Below are 23,131 nucleotides of genomic sequence, written 5' to 3' on the forward strand. Positions count from 1 at the left end.
CGGGCGGTCCCGTTCAGCCGGTGACGGGTAGCGGCTCGCGGGTGATCGGGCAGGACATGCAGCGCGGCCCGCCCCGACCGGAGCCCAGCTCGGACCCGGCGATCGGGATCACCTCGATGCCGGCCCGCTCCAGTTGGGCGTTGGTCTCGGTGTTGCGCTCGTAGCCGACGCAGAGCCGGGGGGCCAACGCGAGGGTGTTGTTGCCGTCATCCCACTGCTCGCGTTCGGCGGTGACCGGATCCAGCCCGGTGTCGATGACCCGGAGCAGGTCGAGGTCCATCGCGTCGGCGGCGGCCCGCAGGAACGGTGCCGGCCCGTCCACCCGCGGGTCCTCGCCGTCCCCGCCGGCGATCACCGTGTACGCGGACAGCGTGCTCGCGATGTTGGGATACATCAGCACGGCATCCACGTCGACCATCGTGCACACGGTGTCCAGGTGCATGGTGGCGCGCTCCTGGGCGATCGGCACCACCAGGATGGTGTGGGCCAGGCCGGCGGCGAAGACCTGCCGGCCGAGGCGTTCGGCACCTGCCGGCGTCGTCCGCTCGCCCACCCCGACCGCCAGCACCCCGGGTGCGAGCAGCAACACGTCGCCGCCCTCCAGGTGCTCCAGGCTGGGGCGGTAGACGAACTCGGTGCCGGCGAACCGGGGGTGGTGGCGGTAGATGGCGTCGGTCAGTGTGGTTTCTCGGCGGCGGGCCGGCATGGCCAGGCTGGTGACACCCACCCGGTCGCCGATCCACAGCGACGAGTCGCGGGTGAACAGCAGGTTGGGCAGCGGGTCGATGACGAAGTCGTGTCGGTCCATCAGCGTGTAGACCAGTCCACCCGGCCGCTCCGAGCTGATCCGCAACTCCTCGTGGGCCAGCCCGGCGGTGAGCACGTCGGCCAGGGCGGCCGGGTCCAGGTAGGAGAGGTGGTCGGCGACGCGGGCGCGCAGGGTGTCGCCGAGCCGTGGCGAGCGCAGCACCTCCTCGGTCAGCTCGGCCCGGGCGTCCTCGACGGCGAGCGTCTCGGCCAGCAGGGTGGCCAGGTAGAGCACCTCGACGCCGCGCTCGCGCAGGGCGGCGGCGAACGCGTCGTGCTCCTCCTGGGCACGTCCCACCCAGGGGATCGCGTCGAACAGGAGCGAGTCGTTGTTGCGAGGGGTGAGCCGGGCCAGTTCGGGGCCGGGCCGGTGCAGCAGTACGGTGCCGAGCCGCCCGACTTCACTGTCGACGTAGTGGGTCACTCCCGCAGCGTAGGGCAGGGTTTAGCGGCATCCGAGAAAAGAACTGTGGATGAATATGGCATTCATCCACAGTCACTCCGGCGTTCCGGCTTGCCGAACACCGGTAGTGGCAACGTAGGGTAGTGAGGACATAACTTCGAGGGACCTTTTGCCGGAGGTCGCGATGACTGTCTTTCCCGCACGACGAGCCGTACCGTCCGCTCGGGCACTGCCGCCCGTCGCGGTGCCACACCCCCGCGTCGAGGCGCCGGGGGTTCTGGAACCGGTCCGTCCGACACCGCTCGAATGGGCCCGCCGCCGTCGGGCCGAGCGGGGTGCCCGCCGCCTGGAGGCGGCCGGGGCACGGGCGTTGGGCCAGCTCGACCATCTCGGGCCCGCCTGGCACGTGATCGAGTGGCCGCGCACCGACGTGACAGACGTGCTCGACCGCGGGCAGGACGACCGGGCCGGGTTCCTCGCCATCGGGCCGAGCGGTCTCTTCGCCGTGACCATCGCCGACCACGGCCGGGCCAGGGTGCTCGTCGCCGGCGACGTCGTGCAGATCAACGGCAAACGACCCCCGTACGTTGCGGAGTCCCGCCGGGACGCCAAGCGGGCCAGCAAGGCCCTCTCCGACGCGGTGGGGCTGCCCGTCCCGGTGACGCCGGTGCTGACCTTCGTCGGCTCCGGCGTCATCAGCGTCTACGGCCTTCCGAAGGACTGTCTGATGGCCACCCACCGGGAACTGGACCGCTTGCTCGTGGCCGGAGGCAGCCGGATCAGCCCGGCCACCGCCGAAAAGCTCTCCCGGGTCGCACAGCACCCCAGCACCTGGCTGAACGGCACGTACCGTCCAACGGCCGACTACCGGTGGTACGACGAGGGCCGAACGGCCGCTGACAAGCCGGCCCACCGCCGGTAACGTCACCGGCGACGCCACGCGGCTCCGGTCCCCCTCACCTCACCGGTCTCCGCGCCGTCACCGGTCGCCTCGGGCAACTCCGCGCGGCCCGGTGACCCGGTGCGCTCGGTGATTCCGTCGGCGACCCGCTAGCGTGGACAGTCGATCGGTGCACATAGGAGGCGCGGTGGCCCACGTCGAACTTTCGCTCTCGGAAGCGTTCGTGCCGGCGGCGCGGGCCTCGACAGAGCCGGAGTCCGACAACGTCGGCCAATGGTCGTCGACAGTCTCCCGGGCCGATGAGCCGTGTCTGCTGATCGACGCCGACACCCGGGTGGTGGCGATCTCCACGGCCGGCTGCGCCCTGCTCTGCCTCGGTGAGCCGGACGGGCTGATCGGCCGACCGCTGCTCGACGGCGGGCTGCGCCTGCTCGACTTCACCGCCAACCGGGGCGAGCTGACCGAAGCCGAGATCGACAAGATCCCGCCCCTGCTGGCGCTCTCCTCCGGCCGGCTGGCCCGTGGGCTGCTCCGGGTGCAGGCCGCCTCGGCGAACAGCTCCGACGCGACAGTCGACGCGATCTCCACTCCGGTGCTCACCGACGGCACCGTGGCCGGTTCACTCACCTTCTTCTCCGAGGTCTGACCTGCGGCGGAGTGTCGTGTGCCGCACGCGGCGTTGCCCGGGCGGGCCCGCCGGAAGGCCGTAGGGTGCCTTCATGCTCGATATCGCTCTGTTGCCGGGGGAGTACGCTGTGTGCCGAATGGCCGCCGGCAGCACCCTGCCGTACGCGCTGTCGAGCGGGCTGCGCGGCGCGGACGTGGTGACGGTGAGCTGGACCTCCGACGGCATCTCCGTGATCTGCCCGATCGACCGGGCACCGGCACAGGCCGTGCTGGAGACGACCTGGCGTTGTCTGCGGGTCACCGCCCCGGTGGCGCTGGCCGGCGCCGGCGGCCTGGCCGCGCTCGTCGACCCGCTCGCCGAGGCCCGGGTCAGCGCCGTCACGTTCTCCACGTTCGACACCGACTATCTGCTGGTGCCGACCGTCCGGCTGACCGAGGGAACGGCGGCGCTCCAGCGTGCCGGGCACCGCGTCACCGGTTGACCTTCACCCGATCGGCCGCTCACCCTACGATGGGCTCGGCCACCCCGGCCGCGACGAATTCTCCGATGTCCCGAGGATCGGCCCGTGCCGTTCACCCCACCCCACCCCGCTCCCCCCGCACCGCAGGCGACGATTCACCCCCCACCGGCGACTGACGAGCGAGCAGCGGATCGCGTACCCACGCCGACCATCACCCGGGTCCTGCCGATGGTGCTCGCCGTCGCGGTGCTGGCCGGCTGCGGTGCCCCACCCGGGCTGGGGGAGCCGACGGGCGTGCCCACGCACACCGCGAGCCCGACGACGCCCGCCCCGAGCACCGCACCCACGACCACGCCGCCCACCGCACCGCCGCCCGCCACTGTGACGCCCACCGCGGACGCCGGGTTGGTCGCGACCGCGTGCCGCAACGGGCCGACCGGGCAGCGGGTGCTGCAACTGTTGCGTGGCCAGGCCGGAGTACTGCCGGCGAACGTCCGGGTGCGGGTTCGCACCGGGCCACTCTGTGCCGGCGACTGGCAGTTCACGGTGATGGAGGTGACCGGGCACGAGGAACTCCAGGTGGTCACCCGGGGCAAGCCCAGCGCCCCGGTGCTGGTAACCGCGGGCACCGACGTCTGCACCATCGAGGTACGCGCCGTCAGTCCGGCCGGAATCCGCACCCTGGCCTGTGACGCCGGCCCGGCCAACGGGCCAGGTGCGTAGGCTGATCGGCATGCCGGGAACACCGCCGACGCGATTCGTCTACCTGGGGCCGGAGGGCACCTTCGCCGAGCAGGCACTGCGCTCCCTGCCCGCCGCCGAGCGCGGCACCCGTACGCCCGCCCGGAGCGTCGGCGAGGCGCTGGACAGCGTCCGGGCCGGCGACGCCGACGCCGCGCTGGTGCCGCTGGAGAACTCGATCGGCGGCGCGGTGGGCGTCACGCTGGACGAGATGGCCGAGGGCGAGCCGTTGGTGATCACCCGGGAGGTGGTCCTGTCGGTGGAGTTCGTGCTCGCCGCGCGGCCCGGCACCTCGCTGACCGCGATCCACACCGTGGCGGCCCACCCGCAGGCGTCCACCCAGTGCCGGGGTTGGCTGCGCAACCACCTGCCCGACGCCGTGGTGGTCGATGTGCTCTCCAACGGTGCGGCCGCCGCCGGTGCCGGCACTGGCGAGTACGACGCGGCGATCTGCGCGCCGATCGGTGCCTCCGGGCACCGGCTCACGACACTTGCCGACAAGATCGCCGACCACCCGGACGCGGTGACCCGGTTCGCGCTGGTGTCCCGCCCCGGGCCACCCCCGCCGCCGACCGGTGACGATCTCACCTCACTCGCGGTCTACATCGCCCACGACCGGGTCGGCGCACTGCTGTCCGTGCTGATGGAGCTGGCCGTCCGGGGCGTCAACCTGACCCGGATCGAGTCCCGCCCGACCGGCGAGGCGCTGGGCCGCTACGTCTTCTTCCTCGACTGCACGGGCCACGTGGCCGACGTACGCCTGGGCGAGGCGTTGCAGGGGCTGCGTCGGGTCTGTGCCGACGTCCGCTTCCTGGGCTCCTACCCCCGGCACCGGTGGGCCGGGACGGCGGGCCAACGCCCGGTCCCCGCGCCGGCCGGCCTCTCCGACGTCGACTACGCCGACGCGGCGGCCTGGCTGACCCGACTGCGCACCGGTGAGCTGACCTGACCGGCCGGGCGCCCCCGAGGACCGGGAGCGCCCACGCCGCCGTGGTCGGCCCAGCGCCGCCGCCGTGGTCAGCTCAGCAGGCCACCGAGCAGGCCGCCCTCCTGCTGCTGCTGGCCGCTGCCCATGACCGGCGGCTCCTCGGACGGCTGCACCACGACGAAGCCCTGACCGGCGAAGCTCATGGTGAACGACTCACCGGTGCGACGGCCGAGCAGCGTACCGAGGCCGAGCTGCTCGGCCCGGTGGTAGCCGGTCTGGAGGTTGGCCGACCAGCAGACGGCGGCCTGCGGGTCGACGTACGTCGGGGCGTCGACGTTGAGCACGACCGGAGTGCCCTTGGTGGTGATGGCGATCCGCCCGTAGCCGCTGAAGACACAGTTGAAGAGGCCGGATGACGACGCCATCCCGGCACCGCCGACCATCCTGATGTCGTACTGGAGGGTGGAGTCGAAGGCGAGCACGCTGCTGCCGTTGATGGAGAGGGCGTCGCCCGGCTCCAGGTCGATGATGTGCACGTCCTTGGCCAACTCGGCGAGGAAAACGTCACCCTGGCCGGAGACCTTCATCAGCGGGACGCCCTCGCCGGTGAGCTTCTGCTTGAGGAACTTGCCCAGCCCGCCCGAGCCCAGCGCCTGGAACTGCACATTGCCCTGGTAGGCGACCATCGACCCGACCCGGGCCATGGCCTCGCCGTTGAGCTCGATCTTCAACATCTTGGAGTTCTGCAACCGCATGCCGGGCTGCGCGGACTCCTTCTCCAGATTTTCCGTGGAGAACAGCTCGCTGCGCATGAAAGGGCCTCCTGAATAGGGTCGCGTTCGCTGCACCGACGGTAGGCGACCCCGGCAAGCACCGGCCATCGGTTGGGCGGCGCGTCGCGGCCGTCGAGCGGCGGGCTCAGCCCCAGCCGAGCGCGTGCAGCCGCGCGTCGTCGATGCCGAAGTGGTGGGCGATCTCGTGCACGACGGTCACCGCCACCTCGTCGATGACGTCCTCGTCGTTGTCGCAGATCCGCAGGATGGGGTGGCGGTAGATGAAGATCCGGTCCGGCAGCACCCCGGAGTAGTCCCAACCGCGCGCGGTGAGCGCATGCCCCTCGTAGAGGCCGAGCAGGTCGGCCTCTCCCGGTGGCGGGTCGTCCTCGACCAGGATCACCACGTTGTTCATCAGGCCGAGCAGTTCCTCGGGCACCTCGTCGAGGGCTTCGCCGACCAACTCCTCGAAGCGCTCACGGCTCATCTCCACCGGCACCTCGCCCATTGTGCCCGACGCGGGGGGAGGCGGCCCGGCTCTGCTCGACGACCGTTGCCGTCACTCACACCCGCACGCCGTCATTCGCACCCGCACGGAAGAAGCGACCACCCGGGAACGGGCGGAGGCTTCTTCCGTGGACGTACGCGGTGTGGCTCGGCTTGCTCAGGCGGCCAGGCGGGCGCTGAGGGTGATCTCGGCACCCGGCGAGAGCAGGCGGGAGATCGGGCAGTTGGCCTTGGCGGCCTCGGCGAGCTTCTGGAACTCCGCCTCGTCGATGCCCGGGACCTGGCCGACCGTCTCCAGGTCGATCCGGGTGACGGTCATGCCGGCGTCGGTCTTGTCCAGGTGCACCTTGGCGGTGGTCTCGACCGAGGTGGCCGTCGAGCCCGCGTCGGCAAGCGCCTTGGAGAACGCCATCGAGAAGCAGCCGGCGTGCGCGGCGGCGATCAGCTCCTCGGGGTTGGTGCCCTCACCCTCCTCGAAGCGCGACTTGAAGGAGTAGTTGCCGGACAGGCCGCCCTTACCGGTGCGGACGGTGCCCGCGCCCTCGGTGAGGTTGCCCTGCCACTGTGCTGAAGCGGTACGGATTGGCATGGGGCAAACGCTAGCGGAAACGCGACCGCCGAGCGACAGACCGGCGCGCTCGCCAGCCCTGCGATCCCTGTCACCACCAGCTTGCTGTGCCATGATGCGACCCAGGCCCGAGACCGGCGGAAGGGTGGCCGATGTCCGAGGAGCTTCCAATCCCCCGGCAGGGCGACCGGTCCGAGGCCCCGGCCGTGATCGAGTGGGGTGCCGTCGACACGACCCGGCGGGGCCGGTTCGCCTGGTCCCTGGCCGGCCTCGCGCAGGATCCTCGGCTGCCGCTGCTGCTCGCCGGTCTGGGCGCGGTGGCCGCGATCGCCTCACTTCTCGGTGAGTGGCTGGTGATGAGCCTGCCGAACGGCGGACCCGAGGGGAACTCGACGATCGAGGTGCCCGCCGGGGTGTCCGAGGTCGGTGGCTTCGGAGTGGGCTACCTGGTCGGCCTGCTCGGCCTCGTCTGCACGGTGGTGCTGGCGTTGCGGGGCACGGCGGCGGTGCGGCCGAACGCCCGGCTGGCCGGTCTCGCGCTGGCCGGTGCCCTGTTGGCGTTGCTGGTGGCCGCCACCGCCACCCTCGACGACCCCAGTCAGCGGGACTTCTTCTACTCGCCCGACGACGGCTTCCGGGCCGAGTACGGCCGTGGGCTGGTGATGGCGTTCGCCGCCTGCGTGCTGTTCGCAGCCGCCCTGCGGCTGACGCCTGCCGCACCCACCGGCGCGTTCGGCCCGCCGGACGAGGACCGGCCCGCCGACAGGCCCGCACCGCGCCCCTGGCGCCGCCGCCGCAACCCCGACCCGATCGAGGAAGGCCTACCCGCCCCCGCCGACCTGACCGTCACCCCCGCCGCCCCCTTCACCCGCCCCGACCCACAGCGCTGACCCACAGCGCTGACCCACAGCGCTGACCCCCAGCGCTGACCCCCAGCGTCACCCCGGCCCACGGCGATAACAGCCCGCCCCACCGCGCCCGCGTCCTCACCCCCGCCAAGATCGTGCTTGAACATCGATGTAGTGGTATCCGTGCGCCGGCGGGCCACTACTTCCTTGACTGAGCACGATCTTGGGATGAGCGGGGAACTGGCGGTCGCACCGGCCTCCGCTCACAGCCCGACATAAGGCCCACAAAACAGCCCGGCGACCCAAAGCGCGAGATCGCGGACAGCGCGAGGAAGCAGAAGCAGCGCGAAAAGGCTGCGGCGCGCGGGGGACACCGCAGGGGCGCCGGGGGTTGGGGTCCGATTCGCCTGGAAGCCATGGTTGCGGCCCTTTTCGCGAGGTACGGTTGCTGCCCGCCGTCACGCCGGGCCGCGCTCTCCCTGGCCATGGCAGGTGCGACGGCGGCGGGCGAAGGAGGAACGATGACCCGCCCGGGACTGCCCAAGTTGATCGCGACCGACCTCGACGGGACGCTGGTGCGCAGCGATGACACCGTCTCCGCGTACACCCATGGGGTGCTCGACCGGGTGCGCGCCGCCGGAATTCCGGTGGTCGGCGCGACCGGACGCGGCCCTCGGTTGAGCGAGCTGACCCGCAACGACATCCGCGCCGCCGACTTCCTGGTGATGGCCGGCGGCGGATGGGTGGTCGACCAGAGCGACCCGAGCGGCCCGGTGGTGCTCCGCGACGAGCGGTTGCCCGCCGAGGTGCTGGCCCGGCTGCTCGCCGATCTGGAGGCGCAGGTCGGCCCGCTCACCGTCATGGTCGAGGCGTCCGACGAGCACGACGCCCCACTCTGGGGCGACTACCACGAGAGCTGGCCCTACCAGGACCGCTTCGAGGCGCGCACCCGTGACGAGTGTCTCGCCTCCGACGTGATCAAGGCCTTCGCCCGGACCGCCGACCACCACGTGGACGAGCTGCTGGCGGTGGCCCGCGAGATCATCCCGCCGCAGGTCGCCACGCTCACCCAGGCCGGGCTCGGCTTCGTCGAGATCTGCCCGCCCGGCGTGGACAAGGCGACCGGGCTGACAGTGGTGGCGCAGACCCTCGGGGTCGACCCGGCCGACGTGCTGGTCTTCGGTGACATGCCCAACGACCTGCCGATGTTCGGATGGGCCGGCTGGTCGCGGGTGGCAGTGGCAAACGCGCACCCCGCGCTGCGCGCCGTCGCCGACGAGGTGACCTTGCGCAACGACGACGACGGGGTGGCGGTGTATCTCGACCGGCTACTGTCCCGGTAATGGGAAACACGCCCCGCCTCGTCGCCACCGACATCGACGGCACGCTGATCCGCGACGACCACACCGTCAGCCCGCGCACCGCCGACCTGCTCGCCCGGATCTCCGCGGGAGGCACGCCGGTCGTCCTGGTCACCGGCCGTCCGGTCCGCTGGCTCAAGATGGTGTACGACCAGCTCGCCCGGCCGCTGCCGGCGGTCTGCGCCAATGGAGCCGTGGTCTACGACCCGTTTGAGGACGAGGTGGTGCGGGCCGACCCGCTCGCACCACAGCACCTGGCGGAGGTGGCCCGGAGGCTACGGGCCGAGGTGCCCGGGATCAGCTTCGCCGTGGAGATCCTGGACAGCCGGGAGATGCGGCACGAGGCGCACTACCCGCTGCGCTGGGACGCCGACGCCGACGGCATCAGGCCGATCGAAACGCCGGAGGAACTGCTCTCGGTGCCGGCGGTGAAGCTCCTCGCACGTGCCGGTGAGCAGGACCCGGACGCCTTCGCCGAGCTGATCGCCACGGCGGTCGCGGGGCTGGCCGAGGCCACCCACTCGTCGTCCTCGGGGCTGGTGGAGATCTCCGCGGCCGGGGTGACCAAGGCGGCAGGGCTGGCCTGGTACTGCGACCAGCTCGGGGTGGCCGCGGCGGACGTGCTGGCCTTCGGCGACATGCCCAACGACGTACCGATGCTGACCTGGGCCGGCCGTGGCGTGGCGGTGGCCAACGCGCACCGCGCCGTCCTGGCGGTCGCTGACGACGTGACGTCGGCGAACACCGAGGACGGCGTGGCGGCGTACCTGGAGGGGATTTTCGGGGTGGACTGAGGTCAGAGGTACTGACCGGTGTTGTGACCCTCGCCGCCGCCCGGCTGGCCGATGCCCGGCATCCCGGGGACGATGCCGCCGGGGCCGCTGGGCAGCGCCTGCCGGCCGCCGCGCATCTGCTCCAGCTGCACCCGGGCGGCCATCTGCTGGGCCACCAGCGCGGCCTGGATGCCGTGGAACAGGCCCTCCAGCCAGCCGACGAGCTGGGCGTGCGCGATCCGCAGCTCGCCCTCGCTCGGGGCCTTGTCCTCGGTGAAGGGCAGCGAGATGCGCTCCAGCTCGTCGCGCAGCTCGGGGGCGAGGCCCTCCTTGAGCTCGACGATCGACCGCTCGTGGATCTCCCGCATCCGGTGGCGGCTGGCGTCGTCGAGAGGTGCGGCCTTCACCTCCTCCAGCAGCTGCTTGATCATGCTGCCGATCCGCATCACCTTGGCCGGTTGTTCGACCAGGCGGGTCGGGTCCTCGCCCTGGCCCTCGTCGGTCTGCATCGTGCCGATCGGCCGACCGTCCGGGCCGACCACCACCACGGTGCCGGACTGGCCGGAGTCGTCGGGGCCGGGCTCGTCGTTCTGTCCAGCTGAGCGCGCTTCGGTCATGGGGTCCATCTTTACCCAGTGGGCGCGAGCCATGCCCCCCGGGACCGACTCCCTGGGCCGAACCACCCGGGCGGGGCGCGCTACCGTCGCGCCATGCCTGTCGACCCGCGCGCCGTGTTGACCCGGCCCGCTCCGGAGCCCGACCGGACCGTGGCGTACGGGGACGACCCGAGTCAGGTGGCCGATCTACGCCTCCCGGCGGGGACCGGGCCGGCCCGGCCGCTGGTCGTCGTGCTGCACGGGGGGTTCTGGCGGGCCGAGTACGACCGGCGGCACACCGGCCCGCTGGCCACGGCCCTCGCCGCCCAGGGCTACCCGGTGGCGCAGCTGGAATACCGCCGGACGGGGCAGCCCGGTGGCGGCTGGCCGGGCACCCTGACCGACGTCCTGACCGGGGTGGCCGAGCTGCCCGTGCTGGCGGCCGACGCGCTGCCCGGCCGGGTGAGCCCGACCGCGCCGATCCTGGTCGGGCACTCCGCCGGGGGTCATCTGGCGCTGTACGTGGCGGCCACCGCCCCGGCCACGGTGGGCGGGGTGCTCGCCCTGGCCCCGGTGGCGGACCTGGGCGAGGCGTACCGGCGCGATCTGGACTCGGGCGCGGTCGCCGCGCTGCTCGGCGGCGGCCCGGAGCAGGTCCCGGACCGGTACGCGACGGCGGATCCACGGATGTTGGTACCGATACGAACACGCACAGTAGTTGTGCACGGTTCAGACGATCATCAGGTGCCGGCGGAGATGAGCCGGGATTTCGTCGCGGAAGCCAGTGCCGCAGGATCCGATATCTCCCTTGTTGAACTGCCTGGATGCGAGCATTTCGGGCTGATCGACCCGGAGTCCGCCGCCTGGCCCCAGGTCCTCGCTGTGTTGCGGTCCCTGCACGATGATCACTAGCCATTGACGCAGCGTCGCGGACCAGGTAGAACGCCGGAGGGGCGGTGTTCGGCCCTGTAACGCTTCCTTGGAAGGAACTCGGTGTCGCAGATGAATCGCAGGCGGGCGCTCCAACTGTTGGCCGCGCTCGGTACCACCGGGTTCGTCGCCGGGTGTGGCTCAGACAGTGACGCCGAACCGACCGCCAACCGCAGCCCGGTCAAGATCGGGTTGATCACGCCGCAGGCCGGCGGTTTCAAGAGCATCGGCGACGACATCACCAACGGCTTCCAGCTCTTCCTCGACCTGCACGACCAGCGGCTCGGCGGCCACCCCGTCGAGCTGCTGACCGCCGACGAGGGCGACACCGCGAAGACGGGCAAGGCCGCCGTCGAGGGCCTGCTCAAGCAGGGCGTGCTGGCGCTCACCGGCGTGGTCAACTCGTCGGTGATGGTCGGCATCCGGGACACCGTGGAGCAGGCCCGGGTCCCGCTGATCGGCTCCAACGCCTCACCGAGCAGCCTGCAGAGCGTCTTCTACATCTGGCGGACCTCGTACGTGCTCGACGAGGCTGGCCGGGCGCTCGGCCGCTACCTGCGCGACCAACTGCCGGCCAACGGCCGGGTTGCGATCATCATGCCGGAGAACGTCGGCAGCCCGGACGTGGTGCGCGGCTTCAAGCAGGAGTTCGGCGCGACCGATCCGCGGATCAGCGACCCGGTGACCTACACCAACGCCACCGGCAACCCCGGCAAGACGACGTACGCCTCGGACATCTCCAAGGCGCTGGCCAAGAAGCCCACGGCGGTCTTCTGCTTCTTCGCCGGGGCGGCCGCTGTCGAGTTCATCAAGCAGCTGCGCGAGAAGTTCGCCGGGCCGATCTACGCACCGGGCTTCCTCACCGAGGGCACCGTGCTGGAGAACCTGAAGGACAACGCGCTGGGCATCCAGACCGCGCTGAACTACTCGGCCGACCTGAACAACACGTCGAACCGGGTCTTCGCCTCGGCGTACCGCAAGAAGTACCAGGTCACGCCCACCACGTACGCGATGGCGTCGTACGACGCGGCGCAGGTTCTCGACCAGGCCATCCAGCTGACCGGCGGGAAGCCCACGCCGCAGCAGGTCAACCTGGCCCTGGGCAAGATCGGCCAGATCGACAGCCCGCGCGGCATCTGGCAGTTCAACCAGCCGCGTACCCCGCAGCAGAAGTGGTACCTGCGTGAGGTGCAGCGCGACGGTCAGGTCATGTCGAACGTGCTGATCAACGAGCTGGCCACGCTGGGCTGATCGCCCGGGGTGAGCACGGTTCGGGGCCGGCCTCCCAGTGGGAGACCGGCCCCGAGACGTTCGTGGGTCAGTGCCGCAGCTCGGCGATGCAGCACTTCACGCTGCCGCCGCCCTTCTTCAGCTCGGCCAGCTCGACGGGGACCGGGGTGTACCCGGCCGCCTTGAGCTTGCCGGCCAGGCGGGTGGCCTCGCTGTTGAGGACCACGTTCGCGCCGTCGCTGACCAGGTTGAGCCCGAAAGCCATCGCGTCCTCGTCGTCGGCGATCACCGCGTCCGGGAAGAGTTGGGTGAGCACCCGCTGGCTGGCCGCGGAGAACGCGCCCGGGAAGTAGACGATGTTCTCGTCGTCGATGGCCGCGAGCGCCACGTCCAGGTGGTAGAAGCGCGGGTCGATCAGGCGCAGCGACACCACCGGACGACCCAGCGCCTCCTGCGCCTCGGCGTGCGCGGGGATCTCGGTGCGGAAGCCGTGCCCGGCCAGGATGAGCCCTCCGTGCGCCTCCGGCACGTACGCGAAGTCGCCCTCGCCCTCGTTGGTCTCGCTGGGCGCGATGAACCGCCAGCCCTGCGCCTCGTAGAAGGCGTGGTGGGCGGCGGCCTCGGCGGCCCGCTGCTCGTGCTTGAACCGGGCGCCGTAGACGCTGCCGTCCACCACGAAGCCGCCGTTGGCGGCGTAGACCATGTCGGGCAGGCCCTGCTCGGGGGTGAGCAGGTGCACCTCGTGGCCGAGGCCGACAAGCGTCTCGCGCAGGCGGTCCCACTGTTTGACGGCCAGGTCCCGGTCGACCGGGGTGGTCACGTCCATCCACGGGTTGATCGCGTACTCGACCGCGAAGTAGTCCGGCGAGCACATGAGATATGTCCGCTTTCGCGGGAAACGCTGCTGGTTCACGGTCACCAAGAGTAGGTACCGTGGAACTTTGAAAACAGCCACAAGTGTTGCTTCCCAGAGGCGGAACGTTGCAGATAGACGCGGTAGACCAGCGGATCATTGCGTTACTTGTCGCGGACGCCCGCGCGTCGTACGCCGACATCGGCGCTCGGGTGTCACTCTCCGCCCCAGCGGTCAAGCGTCGCGTCGACCGACTACGCGCCACCGGCGTGATCAGGGGATTCACCGCCGTCGTTGATCCGGCCGCCGTCGGTTGGACGACGGAAGCCTTCGTGGAGCTGTTCTGCGCCGGCCGGACCACCCCGGCGCAGATCGGTGTGGCGGCCCGCCGACACCCCGAGGTGGTCGGCGCGTACACCGTCTCCGGGGAGGCGGACGCGCTCGTGCACCTCCGCGCCGCCGACATCGCCCACCTGGAGGCAGCGCTGGAACGGCTGCGCGCCGAGTCCTTCGTGACCTCCACCCGCAGCACCATCGTGCTCTCCCGGCTGGTCGAGTCACCCGGCGTCGGGCCGTCCGCCGGCACCTCTTGACCTGAAGCCCGGTTCAACTGCTGCGATGGTCGTGGCGCGGCACGACGCCCGCCGGCGGCCGAGGGGGAACGCATGCGGGCGATCTGGTTACGGGAGTTCGGTGGACCCGAGGTGCTGGTGCCGGGCACCGCACCCGATCCGACGCCCGGCCCCGGTCAGGTACTGATCGACGTCGCGCACGTGAGCATCACCTTCATCGAGACGCAGCTACGCTCCGGTCGCCCTGGCCCGTTCCGGCTCACCCCACCGCTGATCCCCGGCAACGGCGTCGGCGGGGTGATCACCACAGTCGGGGCGGACGTCGACCCGGCGCTGACCGGGCGCCGGGTCGTCAGCGCCACCGGCGGCTCCGGCGGGTAGGCCGAACGGGCGGTGGTGGATGCGTCCGCACCCTTCGAGGTGCCGGCCGGGCTGGCACTGGACGACGCGGTGGCCCTGCTGGCCGACGGTCGTACCGCCACCCTGCTGGTCGAGGCGGCCGGCGTTCGGCCCGGCGACCGGGTGCTGGTGGAGGCGGCAGCCGGCGGTGTGGGCAGCCTGCTCGTACAGCTCGCGGCGCGCGCCGGCGCACAGGTGATCGGTGTGGCCGGCGGCGTGCGCAAGGTGGACCTGCTGCCCGGCCTCGGCGCCGACCTGGCGGCCGACTACCGCCGGCCGGGCTGGGCCGACCAGGTCCGGGACGCGGTGGGCGGAGTCGACGTGGTGTTCGACGGCGTCGGAGGTCCCATCGCCCGGACGGCGTTCGAGCTGCTGGACCCGGGTGGCCGGATGGTCAGCTTCGGGCTGGCCAGCGGCGGGTGGTCCCCGGTGTCGGCGGAGGACGCCGCAGCGCGGCACGTCACGCTGGTCCGGCCGGACGTGCCGCCCGCGCGGATGCGCGCGTACACCGATCAGGTGCTGGCGGGCGCGGCGGCCGGCCAGCTACGGCCGCTCATCGGCCAGCGCTTCCCGCTGGAACGCGCGGCGGACGCGCACGCCGCCATCGAGGCGCGCGCGACAGTCGGCAAGACCCTGCTGGACGTGAACTGACCGGATTCAGAGGTACATGCCGGTGCGGTGCTCCGACTCGTCGCGCCGGACCGGCTTGTCACCCTCACCGAAGAACCGCTTGCCGCCGAACTCGCCGTGCAGACGGTCGTCCAACTCGTCGGCGAGACCGGTCATCACCTGCACCGCGAGCATCAGATGGGTGGCCTGGAAGTTGCGGCCGAACACCGGGATGGACGCCCAGACCGTGTCGTCGGCGCAGTAGAGGCGGCCGATCGGCATCCGGTTCGTCAGCTCGGAGAGCTTCACGTAGAGCCGCTCGGTCGGCTCCACCTCGGTGAGCACCGGGGAGAACACGTCCACCAGGGGCGGGTTGTCCCGCACCCGCACGAACACCATCGCCGAGCCGGCCCGGATGTTGATGTCGCCGTCCGAGTCGATCTGCAACCGGTCGGTGTCCGACTTCAACATCGTGGAGACCACGGTACGGACCCGGTCGGCCAGGTCGAGCACGTCGTCCCGCTCGACCTGCGCGGCGGCCGCCTCGGCCAACGCCTCCTCCAGGTCCGCCTCGACATCGGCGTCCGGGCCGAACTCGCTACGCGCGGTGCCCAGCGGGTCCACCGTCAGCGGTTCGCCCTCGGCGTCGTGCACCAGGTAGACGAGGAAGGCCGGGTGCGGGGCACCGTAGACGTCCCGCAGCGTGCGGGAGAGCAGCGTGGCCACCTGGGTCGACTCGCCCGTCGTGGCGTTCAACCCGAAGGACCCGCCGGAGCCGGCGACCACCCCGGGCGGCGACCAACCGAGCGCGACCATGTCCGCCACCGCGCCCCGGTCCAGTCGGTACCCCGCCGGCAGGGTGGCGTTGCCCACCGCGCGGGCGGACAACACCCGGTCCGCGTCCACGTCGACGCTTATCGAGTAGACGGCGTCCCCGGTGCCGGAAGCGGTGGGATCGAGGGTCACGTCGAGGTGCGCGCCGACGGGAAGTTCGCGCAGCCGCACGGCGAGCGCGCGGGCGAACTCCCGCCACGCCTCGGTCACCTTCGCCCGCAGGTCGGTGGTGCTGGGCTCGTCGAGCAGGATCGATTCCGCCGGCTCGGTCGAAGCGCCGGGCAGCTCACCGTGCGGGGCCGAGGGGTGGTCAGCCGTCATGATCGCCTCCGTCCGTCACGATCACCCTACCCACGCCGCCGGTAGGTCGAATCAGCCCGGACCGGGATCGGACAGCGGCGGTCAGCGGGCCGTCGGGTCCGCGGGGTCGGCACCCAACTCGACCGGCCAGGCACCGGCCAACGCGCTGAGCCGGGCCGCGGCGTCCGCCGGCTCCGCACCCCGGCCAACCGCCAGACCAAAGAGGTACGCGGTCACCGGCGCCCCGGGACGCAGCACCTGGTGGGCGACGTCCCGGGCCAGATCGAGCACCGCCGGCACCGGCACCGCGGCCGGGTCCAGATCCAACTCGGCGCACACCGCCGTGACCCAGTCGTCCATCACCGTCATCGCGCCCACTCCTCCGCCCGGCGTACGTCCTCGTCAGTGTCGCAGTCGAACCACGGCGGCGGGCCCTCGCCGGACCAGCCCACCTCCCGTACCACGAGACCGGCCAGCAACGCCCGGACCGGTGCCCCGGACAGGCTCCCGCCCCGCTCGCCCGTCAGCCGGTCCAACGCCGCCCGCAGCGCCGCGACCCGCCAGACACCACAGAGCGACTGCCGGCGCCCGTCCCCGTCCACGAAGCACACCCCGTCCGGTCCCCGCTCGCCGCCGCCGCTGGCCGGCGGTGCCGACGCGGAGCGGCCTCCTGCCGGTTCGGTGCTTGCGGACTCCCGATCGAAGTGGTTCAACAGGTCACCGATCGCGGCCCGGGTGAGCAGCGGCAGATCGCCGGCGAGCAGCGCGACAAGGGCGGTATCGGGATCCAGCAGCGCCAGGCCGGCCGCCGCCGCGGCGACCGGACCCCCGCCGGGCGGGTCCTCCCGGACGACCCGCACACCGGCCGGCACGCCCTGGGCCGCACCGACCAGCACCCGCGGCGTCGCGTCGGCGACGGCGGCCAGCACCCGGTCACGCATCGGCCGGCCACCGACCGGAAGCGCGGGCTTGTCGACCCCGCCCATCCGTCGGGCGGCCCCACCCGCGAGCACCACTGCGGCGTACGTCCCCACCCGGCCACGGTAACGGTGCCGGCACTCGGATGCGCCAGCCCAACCTCTCGCCCCGGTGATCATGAAGTTATCGCTCGACACGCCGACGACACGCGCGGACAACTTCATGATCAACGGGCGGGGTGGGGGTTGGGGGTGGGGTGGGGGGAGGATGGCGGGATGGGACGGGCAACTGATCGCAGGGGCGTACTCCGGATCGACCTGGACGCGGCGAGCGCCGGGCGCGGGTCGGTCCGCCGGCCGGACACCCTCGCCGTGGAAGAGCCGCTGGAGATCCGGGTCGGCGCGGCCGGCCCCGGCCGACGCCGGCCGCTCGCCGTCACCATGCGCACCCCCGGCGACGACCTCGACCTGGCCATCGGGTTCCTGCTGACGGAAGGGCTGATCCGGTCGACCGACGACGTGCTGACCGCGCAGCTCTGCGCCGGTGCGGAGACACCGAACACGTACAACGTGGTGGACGTGGTGCTCGCCCCCGGCGTGCCGGAACCAACCACCGACCCGTCCCGGAACTTCTACACGACCAGCTCCTGCGGGGTCTGCGGCAAGGCCAGCATCGACGCGGTACGCACCCGGTCGCTCTTCCCGGTCTCGGCCGACCCGCTCAGCGTGCCGGCCACGCTGCTCGCCGACCTGCCCGACCGGTTGCGCGCCGCCCAGCGCGGCTTCGACCGGACCGGCGGGCTGCACGCGGCCGGTCTGTTCACTCCCGACGGCGAACTGGTGGTGCTGCGCGAGGACGTGGGCCGGCACAACGCTGTGGACAAGGTGATCGGCTGGGCGGTGCGGGAGCGCCGGCTGCCGCTCGCCGGGCACCTGCTGCTGGTCTCCGGGCGGGCCAGCTTCGAGCTGACCCAGAAGGCGTGGATGGCCGGGCTGCCGCTGCTGGCCGCGGTGTCCGCCCCGAGCACCCTCGCCGCCGAGTTGGCCGAGGAGGCGGGCATGACGCTCGTCGGCTTCCTGCGCGGCAACACGATGAACGTCTACGCCCGTCCCGAACGGGTCACAGTCTGATCATCAGCTGGTCGAGCAGGTCCAGCCGGATCACGGCGTCGCGGGCCAGCAGGAAGCCCGCGATGCCGAGGATCCAGCCGAGCATGCCGCCGGAGTGGCGTGCGATCCAGGCGTTGAGCCGGCCCAGCACCGGCTCGGCCAGCCTCGGCCACGCCATTCGCGCTCCGAGCAGCAGCACCGCCGGCAACACCATGACCACGCAGTAGGCAGCAAGCAGACCCACCATCTCCGCCGCACCGACCCCCGACGTGGTCAGCAGGCCGACCGCGCCGAGGTACGGCAGCATCGTCGCCACCTCCGCGAGCGCGGCGAGGAGCGCCAGCCCCACCAGCCAGCGCATCGAGGAGTCACCAGCGGTGACCCGGTCCCGCCACCGCAGCACACCGCCGCCGCGTGGGCGTCGTTTGCCGTCGTACCGGAAGCTGAGCGCGAACAGCCCGACCCCGAGAACGAGCTGCGCCCAGAGCACCGGCCGGTTGTCCATCGCCCCGCCGAGGACGTCGGCCAACTGGCTGCCACCCAAGGCGAGCAGCAGCCCCACGGCGAAGTAGAAGAGGGCGATGGTGCCGAGGTAGACGAGGATCCGCCGCGCGTTGATCGTCCCGGGTGCGAGCAGCAGCCAGACCGGGATGAAGAGGGTGCCGATGCTGGTGCTGTCGATCAACGCCAGCCCGGCCAGCGACAGCAGCAACTGGGGGGTCATGTCGTACCGAGACGGTTAACGGCCACGAGATCATTCTCCGGCGGTGGTGAGCCGGCCGCGTCGGCCGTGGACAGGAGCAACGCGTACATCCTTCGACGGAGGGCGGTGCCGAGGGAATCGGCCAGGCCGGCCTGCCCTGTCGCATGATCGACTCGGGTTCGCCGGGGTGTCCCGGTGGCGGACACACCCCGACGTGTGCAATGCGGAGTCGGACGCCCCACGCCGACCGCGTCGCAGCCTCGTCGCTCGTCAGGCCAGTTGGAGGATGCTCCAGTTGGTGGGGAGCACCTTCGCCGCCGCCTCGGGTCGCGCCGTCGCGTAGTGCGCCTCGTGGGTGAGTGCCGCACGGGCGGCATGGCCGAGCGAGATGTCACCGTCCCCGGCGCGGGCCAGCGTGCCGGTGGCCCGCGCGTCCTCGGCGTCGAGAGGTAGCAGGCGGATCATCGGGGCGGTCATCATCAGGGCCAGCAACGCCGCATCGATCTCGTCGGCCGCGTGTGCGAAGGCGACAGCCAGGCACGTCGCCGGTACGGCCACCTGCCGACCCTCGTCGGCGACCTCCAGCATCAACTCCCCCACCGATGGGTTGCCCTCGAGGTAGGCCGTCAGCGCCGACGCGTCGAAGACGGCAGCGATCTGATCGCTCATCCCGCGCGGCCCAACATCCGGCGTCCTTCGGCCAGGGCGTCCGCCGGAATGGGCGTCGCCAGCCGCTCCCGCCACCGCGCCCGGCCCGCCTCGGTCACCTCGATGCCGGCACGCCGCAGCACCTCGTCGAGGTGCATGACCTCCATCTGCGCCCGTACCGCCGCGGTGATGGCGGCCGAGACGTTGGGCTGCTGGTCCAGCCACTCCGCGACGTCGTCGGGGAGGCTCACGGAGCGTTTGACGGTCACGTCCGCCAGCCTATCAATTCTGGTAGCACCCGCGGTATTACCGCGCGTGTGATCGGGCCGGTCAGCGGCGGCCACGTCGGCTCCGTTTGCGGGGGCGGATGACCCCGGGCATCCCGACCGACGGCCAGCCGTCCAGCTCGGCCGGGGGAACGCCGCGCCGGAGCAGGTCGTCCAGCAGCAGGGCCAGGGAGTAGCCGGGGTGCAGACCGAGCGTGCGTTCGAGCGCGACCGCCGCCAGCGCGCCCTGGCCCGCGCGCCAGGCGGCGAACGCCAGCAGCGCACCCGGAGCGGCGGCCACCTCCGGCTCGGCGCGGCGCAGCACGTCGGTCCAGAGGGCGATGTCCCGGTCCCGGCCGTCGGTGCGTTCCCACGCGTAATCGCGGACTGGCAGGTGCGTCATCAGCACTGTCAGCCAGGCCACCTCGTCGTCGTCGAGCCGCTCACCACGCCGCTGCCGGCGCTGAGCCTCGCGGACCGCCGCCACCCCGGCGGAACGCAGTGCCCGCGCGCCGAGCAGGTCGCTCTCGGGTGCCTGCTCGACCAGCTCGGCCAGTCTCCGCTCGGCGCGGGCGGTGGCCGCGCGGGCCGCGTCCCGGGCCGGGCCGTCCACCGGTGCCACCTGTGCCACCAGGGCGGCCCGGTCGGGGAGTGCGACCTGGCCGGCGAAGACCGCCGAGGCGGTCACCCGGCTGACGGTCGGGTCGTAGCGGCGGCCCTCGGGCGGGCAGCAGTCGGGCTCGGTGCAGAGATAGGACCACCAACGGCCGTCGGTGACCCGCAGCGCGTCGAGCACCCGCAGGCCGGTGTCGCCCAGCGCGTCGCACACCGCGTCCACCGCCGGAGTGACCCGTCCGGGTTGCCCGTAACCCACCACGGTGGCGGCCTCCGCGCCCTGCCTGCGGATGACACCGGCCAGGTGCTCGGCCAGCCCACCCGGATCGCTCGAATCGGGCAGGTCGGCACGGGCCGCGAAGACGATCTGTCGGCCGACCAACGCCACGGCGACCACGCTGTCGGTGGGATGAAACCCGAGCAGGTACGGCACGGCGGCGACCAGGTCGGCGGGTGAGCGGACGGCGAGCTGAGGGCGTTCGGTCGAGGTCATGCCGGAAGCCTGCGGCGGGGGCACCGGGCCCGGCCACCCCTGTGGACGACACGCGGCTTATCCACAGCTACGCAGCGTGTTTTGCCTGCTCAACCCGGACCGACGGGTGCGGAAAGAGCGCCGATGTCGTCGGGCGACACCTGGCTGTCGTAAGGAGCGGTTACCGTGCGCTGATGGACCTGGCGTACCTGCGCGCGCATCCGGCGCACCTCCCGACCTTCCGGACCCATCAGCGGCTCCGGGAGACGCCGGTCGCCGGTGGAAACATCTGCGCCGCCGCCCGGCTCACCCTCGACGACGGCCACTCCGTCTTCGCCAAGTCCTGGCCGGAGGGCGCCGCCCGACCGGTGCCGGAGGGGTTCTTCGCCGCCGAGGCCGCCGGCCTGCGCTGGCTGCGGGAGGCGGGCGCGGTTGCCGTACCCGAGGTGATCGTGGTGTTGCCGGAGCTGCTGGCGCTCGACTGGGTGGAGCCCGGCGAGCCGACGCCGGAGGCCGCGGAGCGTTTCGGCCGGGAGTTGGCCGGGTTGCACCGGGCGGGCGCGACCACCTTCGGTGCGACCTGGCCCGGTTTCATCGGCGCGCTGGCACAGGACAACACCCCTACCGAGGGGCGCTGGTCGACGTGGTTCGCCGAGCGGCGCCTCACCCCCTACCTGCGACGCTCGGTCGACGGTGGCGCGCTCGGCGGGGCCGACGCCGAGCTGGTCGAGCGGGTGATCGGTCGCCTCGACGGGCTCGGCGGCGACGAGCCGCCCGCGCGCGTCCACGGCGACCTGTGGCCCGGCAATGTGCTGTGGGGGGCCGACGACCGGGCCTGGCTGGTCGACCCGGCGGCGCACGGTGGGCACCGGGAAACGGATCTCGCCCAGCTCGCCCTCTTCGGCGGCATCCCCCACCTGGATCGGGTGCTGGCCGCCTACCAGGAGAGCTGGCCGCTGTCCGACGGCTGGCGGGACCGGGTGCCGCTGCATCAGCTGCATCTGCTGCTCGTGCACACCGCGCTCTTCGGTACCGGTTACCGAGATGCGGTCGTCCAGACCGCCCGTGCCGTCCTGGGCCGGGCCGAGCGCGCTACGGTCGACAGGTGAGCGCCGCCCAGGGGTCCGACGGCGTCCTCGTCGACCGGTACGGCCGCGTCGCCCGGGACCTGCGCGTGTCCCTCACCGACAAGTGCAACCTGCGCTGCACCTACTGCATGCCGGCGGAAGGGCTGCCCTGGCTGGCCGGCCCCGAGCTGCTGACCGACGAGGAGATCGTCCGGCTGGTCCGGGTGGCGGTCGAGTTGCTCGGCGTGACCGAGGTGCGGTTCACCGGCGGTGAGCCGCTGATCCGACCCGGGCTGGTCGACATCGTGACGGCCGTCGCCGCACTCCGGCCCCGCCCCCGGGTCTCGCTGACCACCAACGGCATCGGCCTGGACCGGCTGGCCCCGGCGTTGCGCGCGGCCGGCCTGGACCGGGTCAACGTCTCACTGGACACCCTGGACCCGGACCGGTTCACCACGCTCACCCGCCGTCCCCGCCTCGACGCGGTGCTGGCCGGGCTGGCCGGGGCGGCGGCAGCTGGCCTCAGCCCCGTGAAAATCAATTCAGTGCTGATGCGAGGTGTGAACGAGGACGAGGCGCCAGCGCTGCTCCGCTTCGCCCTCGATCACGACTACCAGCTGCGGATCATCGAGCAGATGCCGCTGGACGCCCAGCACGGCTGGGCCCGCGACACCATGGTCACCGCCGAGGAGATCCTGGCGTCCCTGCGTACCGCCTTCGATCTCAGCCCCGACCCGGCCGAGCGCGGTGCGGCACCGGCGGAGACCTGGCTGGTCGACGGAGGTCCCGCCCGGGTCGGTGTGATCGCCAGCGTCACCCGCCCCTTCTGCGGGGACTGCGACCGCACCCGGCTGACCGCCGACGGTCAGGTCCGCGCCTGCCTGTTCGCCACCGAGGAGTCGGATCTGCGCGCCGCGCTGCGGGCCGGCGCGGACGACGACGAGCTGGCCCGACGCTGGCGTACCGCGATGTGGGGCAAGCGCGCCGGGCACGGCATCGACGACCCGACCTTCCTTCAACCGACGCGACCGATGTCCGCGATCGGGGGTTGAGCATGCAGGGGACACCGCTGACCGTCCGCTACTTCGCTGGCGCTCGCGCCGCCGCCGGCCGCGCCGAGGAGGCCGTCCCCGGTGGGCGGTCACTCGACGACCTCACGACCGAGCTGTCCCAGCGCCACGGCGACCGTCTCGCCGGGGTGCTGCGGGTGGCGAGTTTCCTCGTGAACGGCGTCACCTGTCATGATCGTCAGGCACCCCTACCGGCCGGGGCCACGATCGATGTCCTGCCCCCGTTCGCGGGCGGCTGAGAG

30 protein-coding genes are annotated in these 23,131 nt (G+C 72.2%); 17 read left to right on the top strand and 13 right to left on the bottom strand.

What is annotated here, in order from left to right:
• Positions 1-13: 13 nt before the first annotated feature.
• Complete coding sequence (locus tag QSK15_RS00270; RefSeq protein ID WP_285792378.1) at positions 14-1,231, bottom strand: arginine deiminase; 1,218 nt, start codon at positions 1,229-1,231, stop codon at positions 14-16.
• A gap of 163 nt (positions 1,232-1,394) precedes the next feature.
• Here QSK15_RS00270 and QSK15_RS00275 point away from each other — a divergent pair, with 163 nt between their 5' ends.
• From QSK15_RS00275 to pheA, 5 genes are all read left to right on the top strand, one after another.
• Positions 1,395-2,132: a hypothetical protein gene (locus tag QSK15_RS00275; protein WP_030331709.1), complete on the top strand. Its 738-nt coding sequence runs from the start codon at positions 1,395-1,397 to the stop codon at positions 2,130-2,132.
• A 166-nt stretch (positions 2,133-2,298) separates the two neighbouring features.
• Positions 2,299-2,757 carry a hypothetical protein gene (locus QSK15_RS00280; protein ID WP_285792379.1) on the top strand — a complete coding sequence of 153 codons (459 nt, stop codon included), beginning with the start codon at positions 2,299-2,301 and terminating at the stop codon, positions 2,755-2,757.
• A 73-nt stretch (positions 2,758-2,830) separates the two neighbouring features.
• On the top strand, positions 2,831-3,220 hold the full coding sequence (locus tag QSK15_RS00285; RefSeq protein ID WP_285792380.1) for an ACT domain-containing protein: 390 nt from the start codon (positions 2,831-2,833) through the stop codon (positions 3,218-3,220).
• Between the two features lie 207 nt (positions 3,221-3,427).
• On the top strand, positions 3,428-3,922 hold the full coding sequence (locus tag QSK15_RS00290) for a hypothetical protein (protein WP_285794282.1): 495 nt from the start codon (positions 3,428-3,430) through the stop codon (positions 3,920-3,922).
• A 10-nt stretch (positions 3,923-3,932) separates the two neighbouring features.
• Positions 3,933-4,889: a prephenate dehydratase gene (pheA, locus tag QSK15_RS00295; protein WP_285792381.1), complete on the top strand. Its 957-nt coding sequence runs from the start codon at positions 3,933-3,935 to the stop codon at positions 4,887-4,889.
• Between the two features lie 68 nt (positions 4,890-4,957).
• Here the strand turns inward: pheA and QSK15_RS00300 are convergent, their stop codons facing one another.
• The 3 genes from QSK15_RS00300 to QSK15_RS00310 form a co-directional block, all read right to left on the bottom strand.
• On the bottom strand, positions 4,958-5,680 hold the full coding sequence (locus QSK15_RS00300) for an AIM24 family protein (protein WP_030331719.1): 723 nt from the start codon (positions 5,678-5,680) through the stop codon (positions 4,958-4,960).
• Positions 5,681-5,786: 106 nt separating this feature from the next.
• Positions 5,787-6,134, bottom strand: a complete 348-nt coding sequence (locus QSK15_RS00305; protein ID WP_030331721.1) for a metallopeptidase family protein — start codon at positions 6,132-6,134, stop codon at positions 5,787-5,789.
• Positions 6,135-6,305: 171 nt separating this feature from the next.
• Entirely contained in the window at positions 6,306-6,737 is a 432-nt protein-coding gene (locus tag QSK15_RS00310; protein WP_210859572.1) for an OsmC family protein, read from the bottom strand.
• Between the two features lie 131 nt (positions 6,738-6,868).
• Between QSK15_RS00310 and QSK15_RS00315 the strand changes: the two genes are divergently transcribed.
• The 3 genes from QSK15_RS00315 (at position 6,869) to QSK15_RS00325 (ending at position 9,719) form a co-directional block, all read left to right on the top strand.
• Positions 6,869-7,606 (top strand): hypothetical protein, encoded by a 738-nt coding sequence (locus QSK15_RS00315; RefSeq protein WP_285792382.1) that lies wholly within the window; start codon positions 6,869-6,871, stop codon positions 7,604-7,606.
• A gap of 479 nt (positions 7,607-8,085) precedes the next feature.
• Positions 8,086-8,907 carry an HAD family hydrolase gene (locus QSK15_RS00320; RefSeq protein WP_030331724.1) on the top strand — a complete coding sequence of 274 codons (822 nt, stop codon included), beginning with the start codon at positions 8,086-8,088 and terminating at the stop codon, positions 8,905-8,907.
• On the top strand, positions 8,907-9,719 hold the full coding sequence (locus QSK15_RS00325) for an HAD family hydrolase (protein ID WP_285792383.1): 813 nt from the start codon (positions 8,907-8,909) through the stop codon (positions 9,717-9,719). The genes QSK15_RS00320 and QSK15_RS00325 overlap by 1 nt, the downstream gene beginning before the upstream one ends.
• 2 nt (positions 9,720-9,721) lie before the next feature.
• Here the strand turns inward: QSK15_RS00325 and QSK15_RS00330 are convergent, their stop codons facing one another.
• Positions 9,722-10,324 (bottom strand): bacterial proteasome activator family protein, encoded by a 603-nt coding sequence (locus QSK15_RS00330; protein WP_030331726.1) that lies wholly within the window; start codon positions 10,322-10,324, stop codon positions 9,722-9,724.
• An 84-nt stretch (positions 10,325-10,408) separates the two neighbouring features.
• Here QSK15_RS00330 and QSK15_RS00335 point away from each other — a divergent pair, with 84 nt between their 5' ends.
• Together QSK15_RS00335 and QSK15_RS00340 are read left to right on the top strand one after the other, a co-directional pair.
• Positions 10,409-11,206, top strand: a complete 798-nt coding sequence (locus QSK15_RS00335) for an alpha/beta hydrolase family protein (RefSeq protein WP_285792384.1) — start codon at positions 10,409-10,411, stop codon at positions 11,204-11,206.
• Between the two features lie 81 nt (positions 11,207-11,287).
• Positions 11,288-12,475 carry an ABC transporter substrate-binding protein gene (locus tag QSK15_RS00340; RefSeq protein ID WP_279517527.1) on the top strand — a complete coding sequence of 396 codons (1,188 nt, stop codon included), beginning with the start codon at positions 11,288-11,290 and terminating at the stop codon, positions 12,473-12,475.
• A gap of 67 nt (positions 12,476-12,542) precedes the next feature.
• On the opposite strand, the gene ddaH is transcribed toward QSK15_RS00340, so the two are convergent.
• Positions 12,543-13,376: a dimethylargininase gene (gene ddaH / locus QSK15_RS00345; protein WP_342446904.1), complete on the bottom strand. Its 834-nt coding sequence runs from the start codon at positions 13,374-13,376 to the stop codon at positions 12,543-12,545.
• Between the two features lie 59 nt (positions 13,377-13,435).
• Between ddaH and QSK15_RS00350 the strand changes: the two genes are divergently transcribed.
• The 3 genes from QSK15_RS00350 (at position 13,436) to QSK15_RS00360 (ending at position 14,929) form a co-directional block, all read left to right on the top strand.
• Positions 13,436-13,900 (top strand): Lrp/AsnC family transcriptional regulator, encoded by a 465-nt coding sequence (locus QSK15_RS00350; protein WP_030331732.1) that lies wholly within the window; start codon positions 13,436-13,438, stop codon positions 13,898-13,900.
• A gap of 72 nt (positions 13,901-13,972) precedes the next feature.
• Complete coding sequence (locus QSK15_RS00355; protein ID WP_285792385.1) at positions 13,973-14,260, top strand: alcohol dehydrogenase catalytic domain-containing protein; 288 nt, start codon at positions 13,973-13,975, stop codon at positions 14,258-14,260.
• A 15-nt stretch (positions 14,261-14,275) separates the two neighbouring features.
• Positions 14,276-14,929: a zinc-binding dehydrogenase gene (locus QSK15_RS00360; protein ID WP_285792386.1), complete on the top strand. Its 654-nt coding sequence runs from the start codon at positions 14,276-14,278 to the stop codon at positions 14,927-14,929.
• A 6-nt stretch (positions 14,930-14,935) separates the two neighbouring features.
• Here QSK15_RS00360 and QSK15_RS00365 read toward each other — a convergent pair whose 3' ends face one another.
• The 3 genes from QSK15_RS00365 to mobA all read right to left on the bottom strand — a co-directional run bounded on the left by QSK15_RS00365 (position 14,936) and on the right by mobA (position 17,118).
• Positions 14,936-16,042 (bottom strand): T3SS (YopN, CesT) and YbjN peptide-binding chaperone 1, encoded by a 1,107-nt coding sequence (locus tag QSK15_RS00365; RefSeq protein ID WP_285792387.1) that lies wholly within the window; start codon positions 16,040-16,042, stop codon positions 14,936-14,938.
• Positions 16,043-16,123: 81 nt separating this feature from the next.
• Positions 16,124-16,390 carry a DUF6457 domain-containing protein gene (locus QSK15_RS00370; RefSeq protein ID WP_285792388.1) on the bottom strand — a complete coding sequence of 89 codons (267 nt, stop codon included), beginning with the start codon at positions 16,388-16,390 and terminating at the stop codon, positions 16,124-16,126.
• The gene (gene mobA / locus QSK15_RS00375; RefSeq protein WP_285794283.1) at positions 16,387-17,118 is read right to left on the bottom strand and encodes a molybdenum cofactor guanylyltransferase; all 732 of its coding nucleotides are present in this window, start codon (positions 17,116-17,118) and stop codon (positions 16,387-16,389) included. Before mobA ends, QSK15_RS00370 begins: the two co-directional genes overlap by 4 nt.
• Before the next feature lie 96 nt (positions 17,119-17,214).
• Here mobA and fdhD point away from each other — a divergent pair, with 96 nt between their 5' ends.
• Positions 17,215-18,069: a formate dehydrogenase accessory sulfurtransferase FdhD gene (fdhD, locus tag QSK15_RS00380; protein ID WP_285792389.1), complete on the top strand. Its 855-nt coding sequence runs from the start codon at positions 17,215-17,217 to the stop codon at positions 18,067-18,069.
• Here fdhD and QSK15_RS00385 read toward each other — a convergent pair.
• The 4 genes from QSK15_RS00385 to QSK15_RS00400 form a co-directional block, all read right to left on the bottom strand.
• Positions 18,059-18,772 (bottom strand): GAP family protein, encoded by a 714-nt coding sequence (locus QSK15_RS00385; RefSeq protein WP_285792390.1) that lies wholly within the window; start codon positions 18,770-18,772, stop codon positions 18,059-18,061. The genes fdhD and QSK15_RS00385 overlap by 11 nt on opposite strands.
• Positions 18,773-19,021: 249 nt before the next feature.
• A complete protein-coding gene (locus QSK15_RS00390) occupies positions 19,022-19,420 on the bottom strand; it encodes a hypothetical protein (RefSeq protein WP_285792391.1) in 399 nt (132 codons plus the stop codon).
• On the bottom strand, positions 19,417-19,668 hold the full coding sequence (locus QSK15_RS00395; RefSeq protein WP_285792392.1) for a hypothetical protein: 252 nt from the start codon (positions 19,666-19,668) through the stop codon (positions 19,417-19,419). The genes QSK15_RS00390 and QSK15_RS00395 overlap by 4 nt, the downstream gene beginning before the upstream one ends.
• A 61-nt stretch (positions 19,669-19,729) precedes the next feature.
• The gene (locus tag QSK15_RS00400) at positions 19,730-20,773 is read right to left on the bottom strand and encodes a DUF4192 domain-containing protein (protein WP_285792393.1); all 1,044 of its coding nucleotides are present in this window, start codon (positions 20,771-20,773) and stop codon (positions 19,730-19,732) included.
• A gap of 173 nt (positions 20,774-20,946) precedes the next feature.
• Between QSK15_RS00400 and QSK15_RS00405 the strand changes: the two genes are divergently transcribed.
• Genes QSK15_RS00405 through QSK15_RS00415 form a run of 3 tightly spaced genes read left to right on the top strand, consistent with a single transcriptional unit; the run spans position 20,947 to position 23,128 of the window.
• Positions 20,947-21,861, top strand: a complete 915-nt coding sequence (locus tag QSK15_RS00405; protein ID WP_285792394.1) for a fructosamine kinase family protein — start codon at positions 20,947-20,949, stop codon at positions 21,859-21,861.
• Positions 21,858-22,871 carry a GTP 3',8-cyclase MoaA gene (gene moaA / locus QSK15_RS00410; protein ID WP_285792395.1) on the top strand — a complete coding sequence of 338 codons (1,014 nt, stop codon included), beginning with the start codon at positions 21,858-21,860 and terminating at the stop codon, positions 22,869-22,871. The genes QSK15_RS00405 and moaA overlap by 4 nt, the downstream gene beginning before the upstream one ends.
• Before the next feature lie 2 nt (positions 22,872-22,873).
• Complete coding sequence (locus tag QSK15_RS00415; protein WP_285792396.1) at positions 22,874-23,128, top strand: MoaD/ThiS family protein; 255 nt, start codon at positions 22,874-22,876, stop codon at positions 23,126-23,128.
• The last annotated feature ends 3 nt before the right edge of the window (positions 23,129-23,131 follow it).

Origin of the sequence: Micromonospora sp. NBRC 107095 (assembly GCF_030269705.1) — a bacterium.
In the GTDB taxonomy this organism is placed as follows: domain Bacteria; phylum Actinomycetota; class Actinomycetes; order Mycobacteriales; family Micromonosporaceae; genus Micromonospora; species Micromonospora parva.

What these genes read in the sequence shown, in the direction of transcription:
- QSK15_RS00310 (WP_210859572.1), bottom strand. Translation starts at nt 6,737, where the DNA reads ATGCCAATCCGTACCGCTTCAGCACAGTGGCAGGGCAACCTCACCGAG.
- QSK15_RS00335 (WP_285792384.1), top strand. Translation starts at nt 10,409, where the DNA reads ATGCCTGTCGACCCGCGCGCCGTGTTGACCCGGCCCGCTCCGGAGCCC.
- QSK15_RS00325 (WP_285792383.1), top strand. Translation starts at nt 8,907, where the DNA reads ATGGGAAACACGCCCCGCCTCGTCGCCACCGACATCGACGGCACGCTG.
- QSK15_RS00320 (WP_030331724.1), top strand. Translation starts at nt 8,086, where the DNA reads ATGACCCGCCCGGGACTGCCCAAGTTGATCGCGACCGACCTCGACGGG.
- QSK15_RS00400 (WP_285792393.1), bottom strand. Translation starts at nt 20,773, where the DNA reads ATGACCTCGACCGAACGCCCTCAGCTCGCCGTCCGCTCACCCGCCGAC.
- QSK15_RS00330 (WP_030331726.1), bottom strand. Translation starts at nt 10,324, where the DNA reads ATGGACCCCATGACCGAAGCGCGCTCAGCTGGACAGAACGACGAGCCC.
- QSK15_RS00385 (WP_285792390.1), bottom strand. Translation starts at nt 18,772, where the DNA reads ATGACCCCCCAGTTGCTGCTGTCGCTGGCCGGGCTGGCGTTGATCGAC.
- QSK15_RS00365 (WP_285792387.1), bottom strand. Translation starts at nt 16,042, where the DNA reads ATGACGGCTGACCACCCCTCGGCCCCGCACGGTGAGCTGCCCGGCGCT.
- QSK15_RS00390 (WP_285792391.1), bottom strand. Translation starts at nt 19,420, where the DNA reads ATGAGCGATCAGATCGCTGCCGTCTTCGACGCGTCGGCGCTGACGGCC.
- QSK15_RS00300 (WP_030331719.1), bottom strand. Translation starts at nt 5,680, where the DNA reads ATGCGCAGCGAGCTGTTCTCCACGGAAAATCTGGAGAAGGAGTCCGCG.
- QSK15_RS00285 (WP_285792380.1), top strand. Translation starts at nt 2,831, where the DNA reads ATGCTCGATATCGCTCTGTTGCCGGGGGAGTACGCTGTGTGCCGAATG.
- QSK15_RS00355 (WP_285792385.1), top strand. Translation starts at nt 13,973, where the DNA reads ATGCGGGCGATCTGGTTACGGGAGTTCGGTGGACCCGAGGTGCTGGTG.
- mobA (WP_285794283.1), bottom strand. Translation starts at nt 17,118, where the DNA reads ATGATCACCGGGGCGAGAGGTTGGGCTGGCGCATCCGAGTGCCGGCAC.
- QSK15_RS00415 (WP_285792396.1), top strand. Translation starts at nt 22,874, where the DNA reads ATGCAGGGGACACCGCTGACCGTCCGCTACTTCGCTGGCGCTCGCGCC.
- QSK15_RS00405 (WP_285792394.1), top strand. Translation starts at nt 20,947, where the DNA reads ATGGACCTGGCGTACCTGCGCGCGCATCCGGCGCACCTCCCGACCTTC.
- QSK15_RS00315 (WP_285792382.1), top strand. Translation starts at nt 6,869, where the DNA reads ATGTCCGAGGAGCTTCCAATCCCCCGGCAGGGCGACCGGTCCGAGGCC.
- QSK15_RS00275 (WP_030331709.1), top strand. Translation starts at nt 1,395, where the DNA reads ATGACTGTCTTTCCCGCACGACGAGCCGTACCGTCCGCTCGGGCACTG.
- QSK15_RS00290 (WP_285794282.1), top strand. Translation starts at nt 3,428, where the DNA reads ATGGTGCTCGCCGTCGCGGTGCTGGCCGGCTGCGGTGCCCCACCCGGG.
- pheA (WP_285792381.1), top strand. Translation starts at nt 3,933, where the DNA reads ATGCCGGGAACACCGCCGACGCGATTCGTCTACCTGGGGCCGGAGGGC.
- QSK15_RS00370 (WP_285792388.1), bottom strand. Translation starts at nt 16,390, where the DNA reads ATGACGGTGATGGACGACTGGGTCACGGCGGTGTGCGCCGAGTTGGAT.
- fdhD (WP_285792389.1), top strand. Translation starts at nt 17,215, where the DNA reads ATGGGACGGGCAACTGATCGCAGGGGCGTACTCCGGATCGACCTGGAC.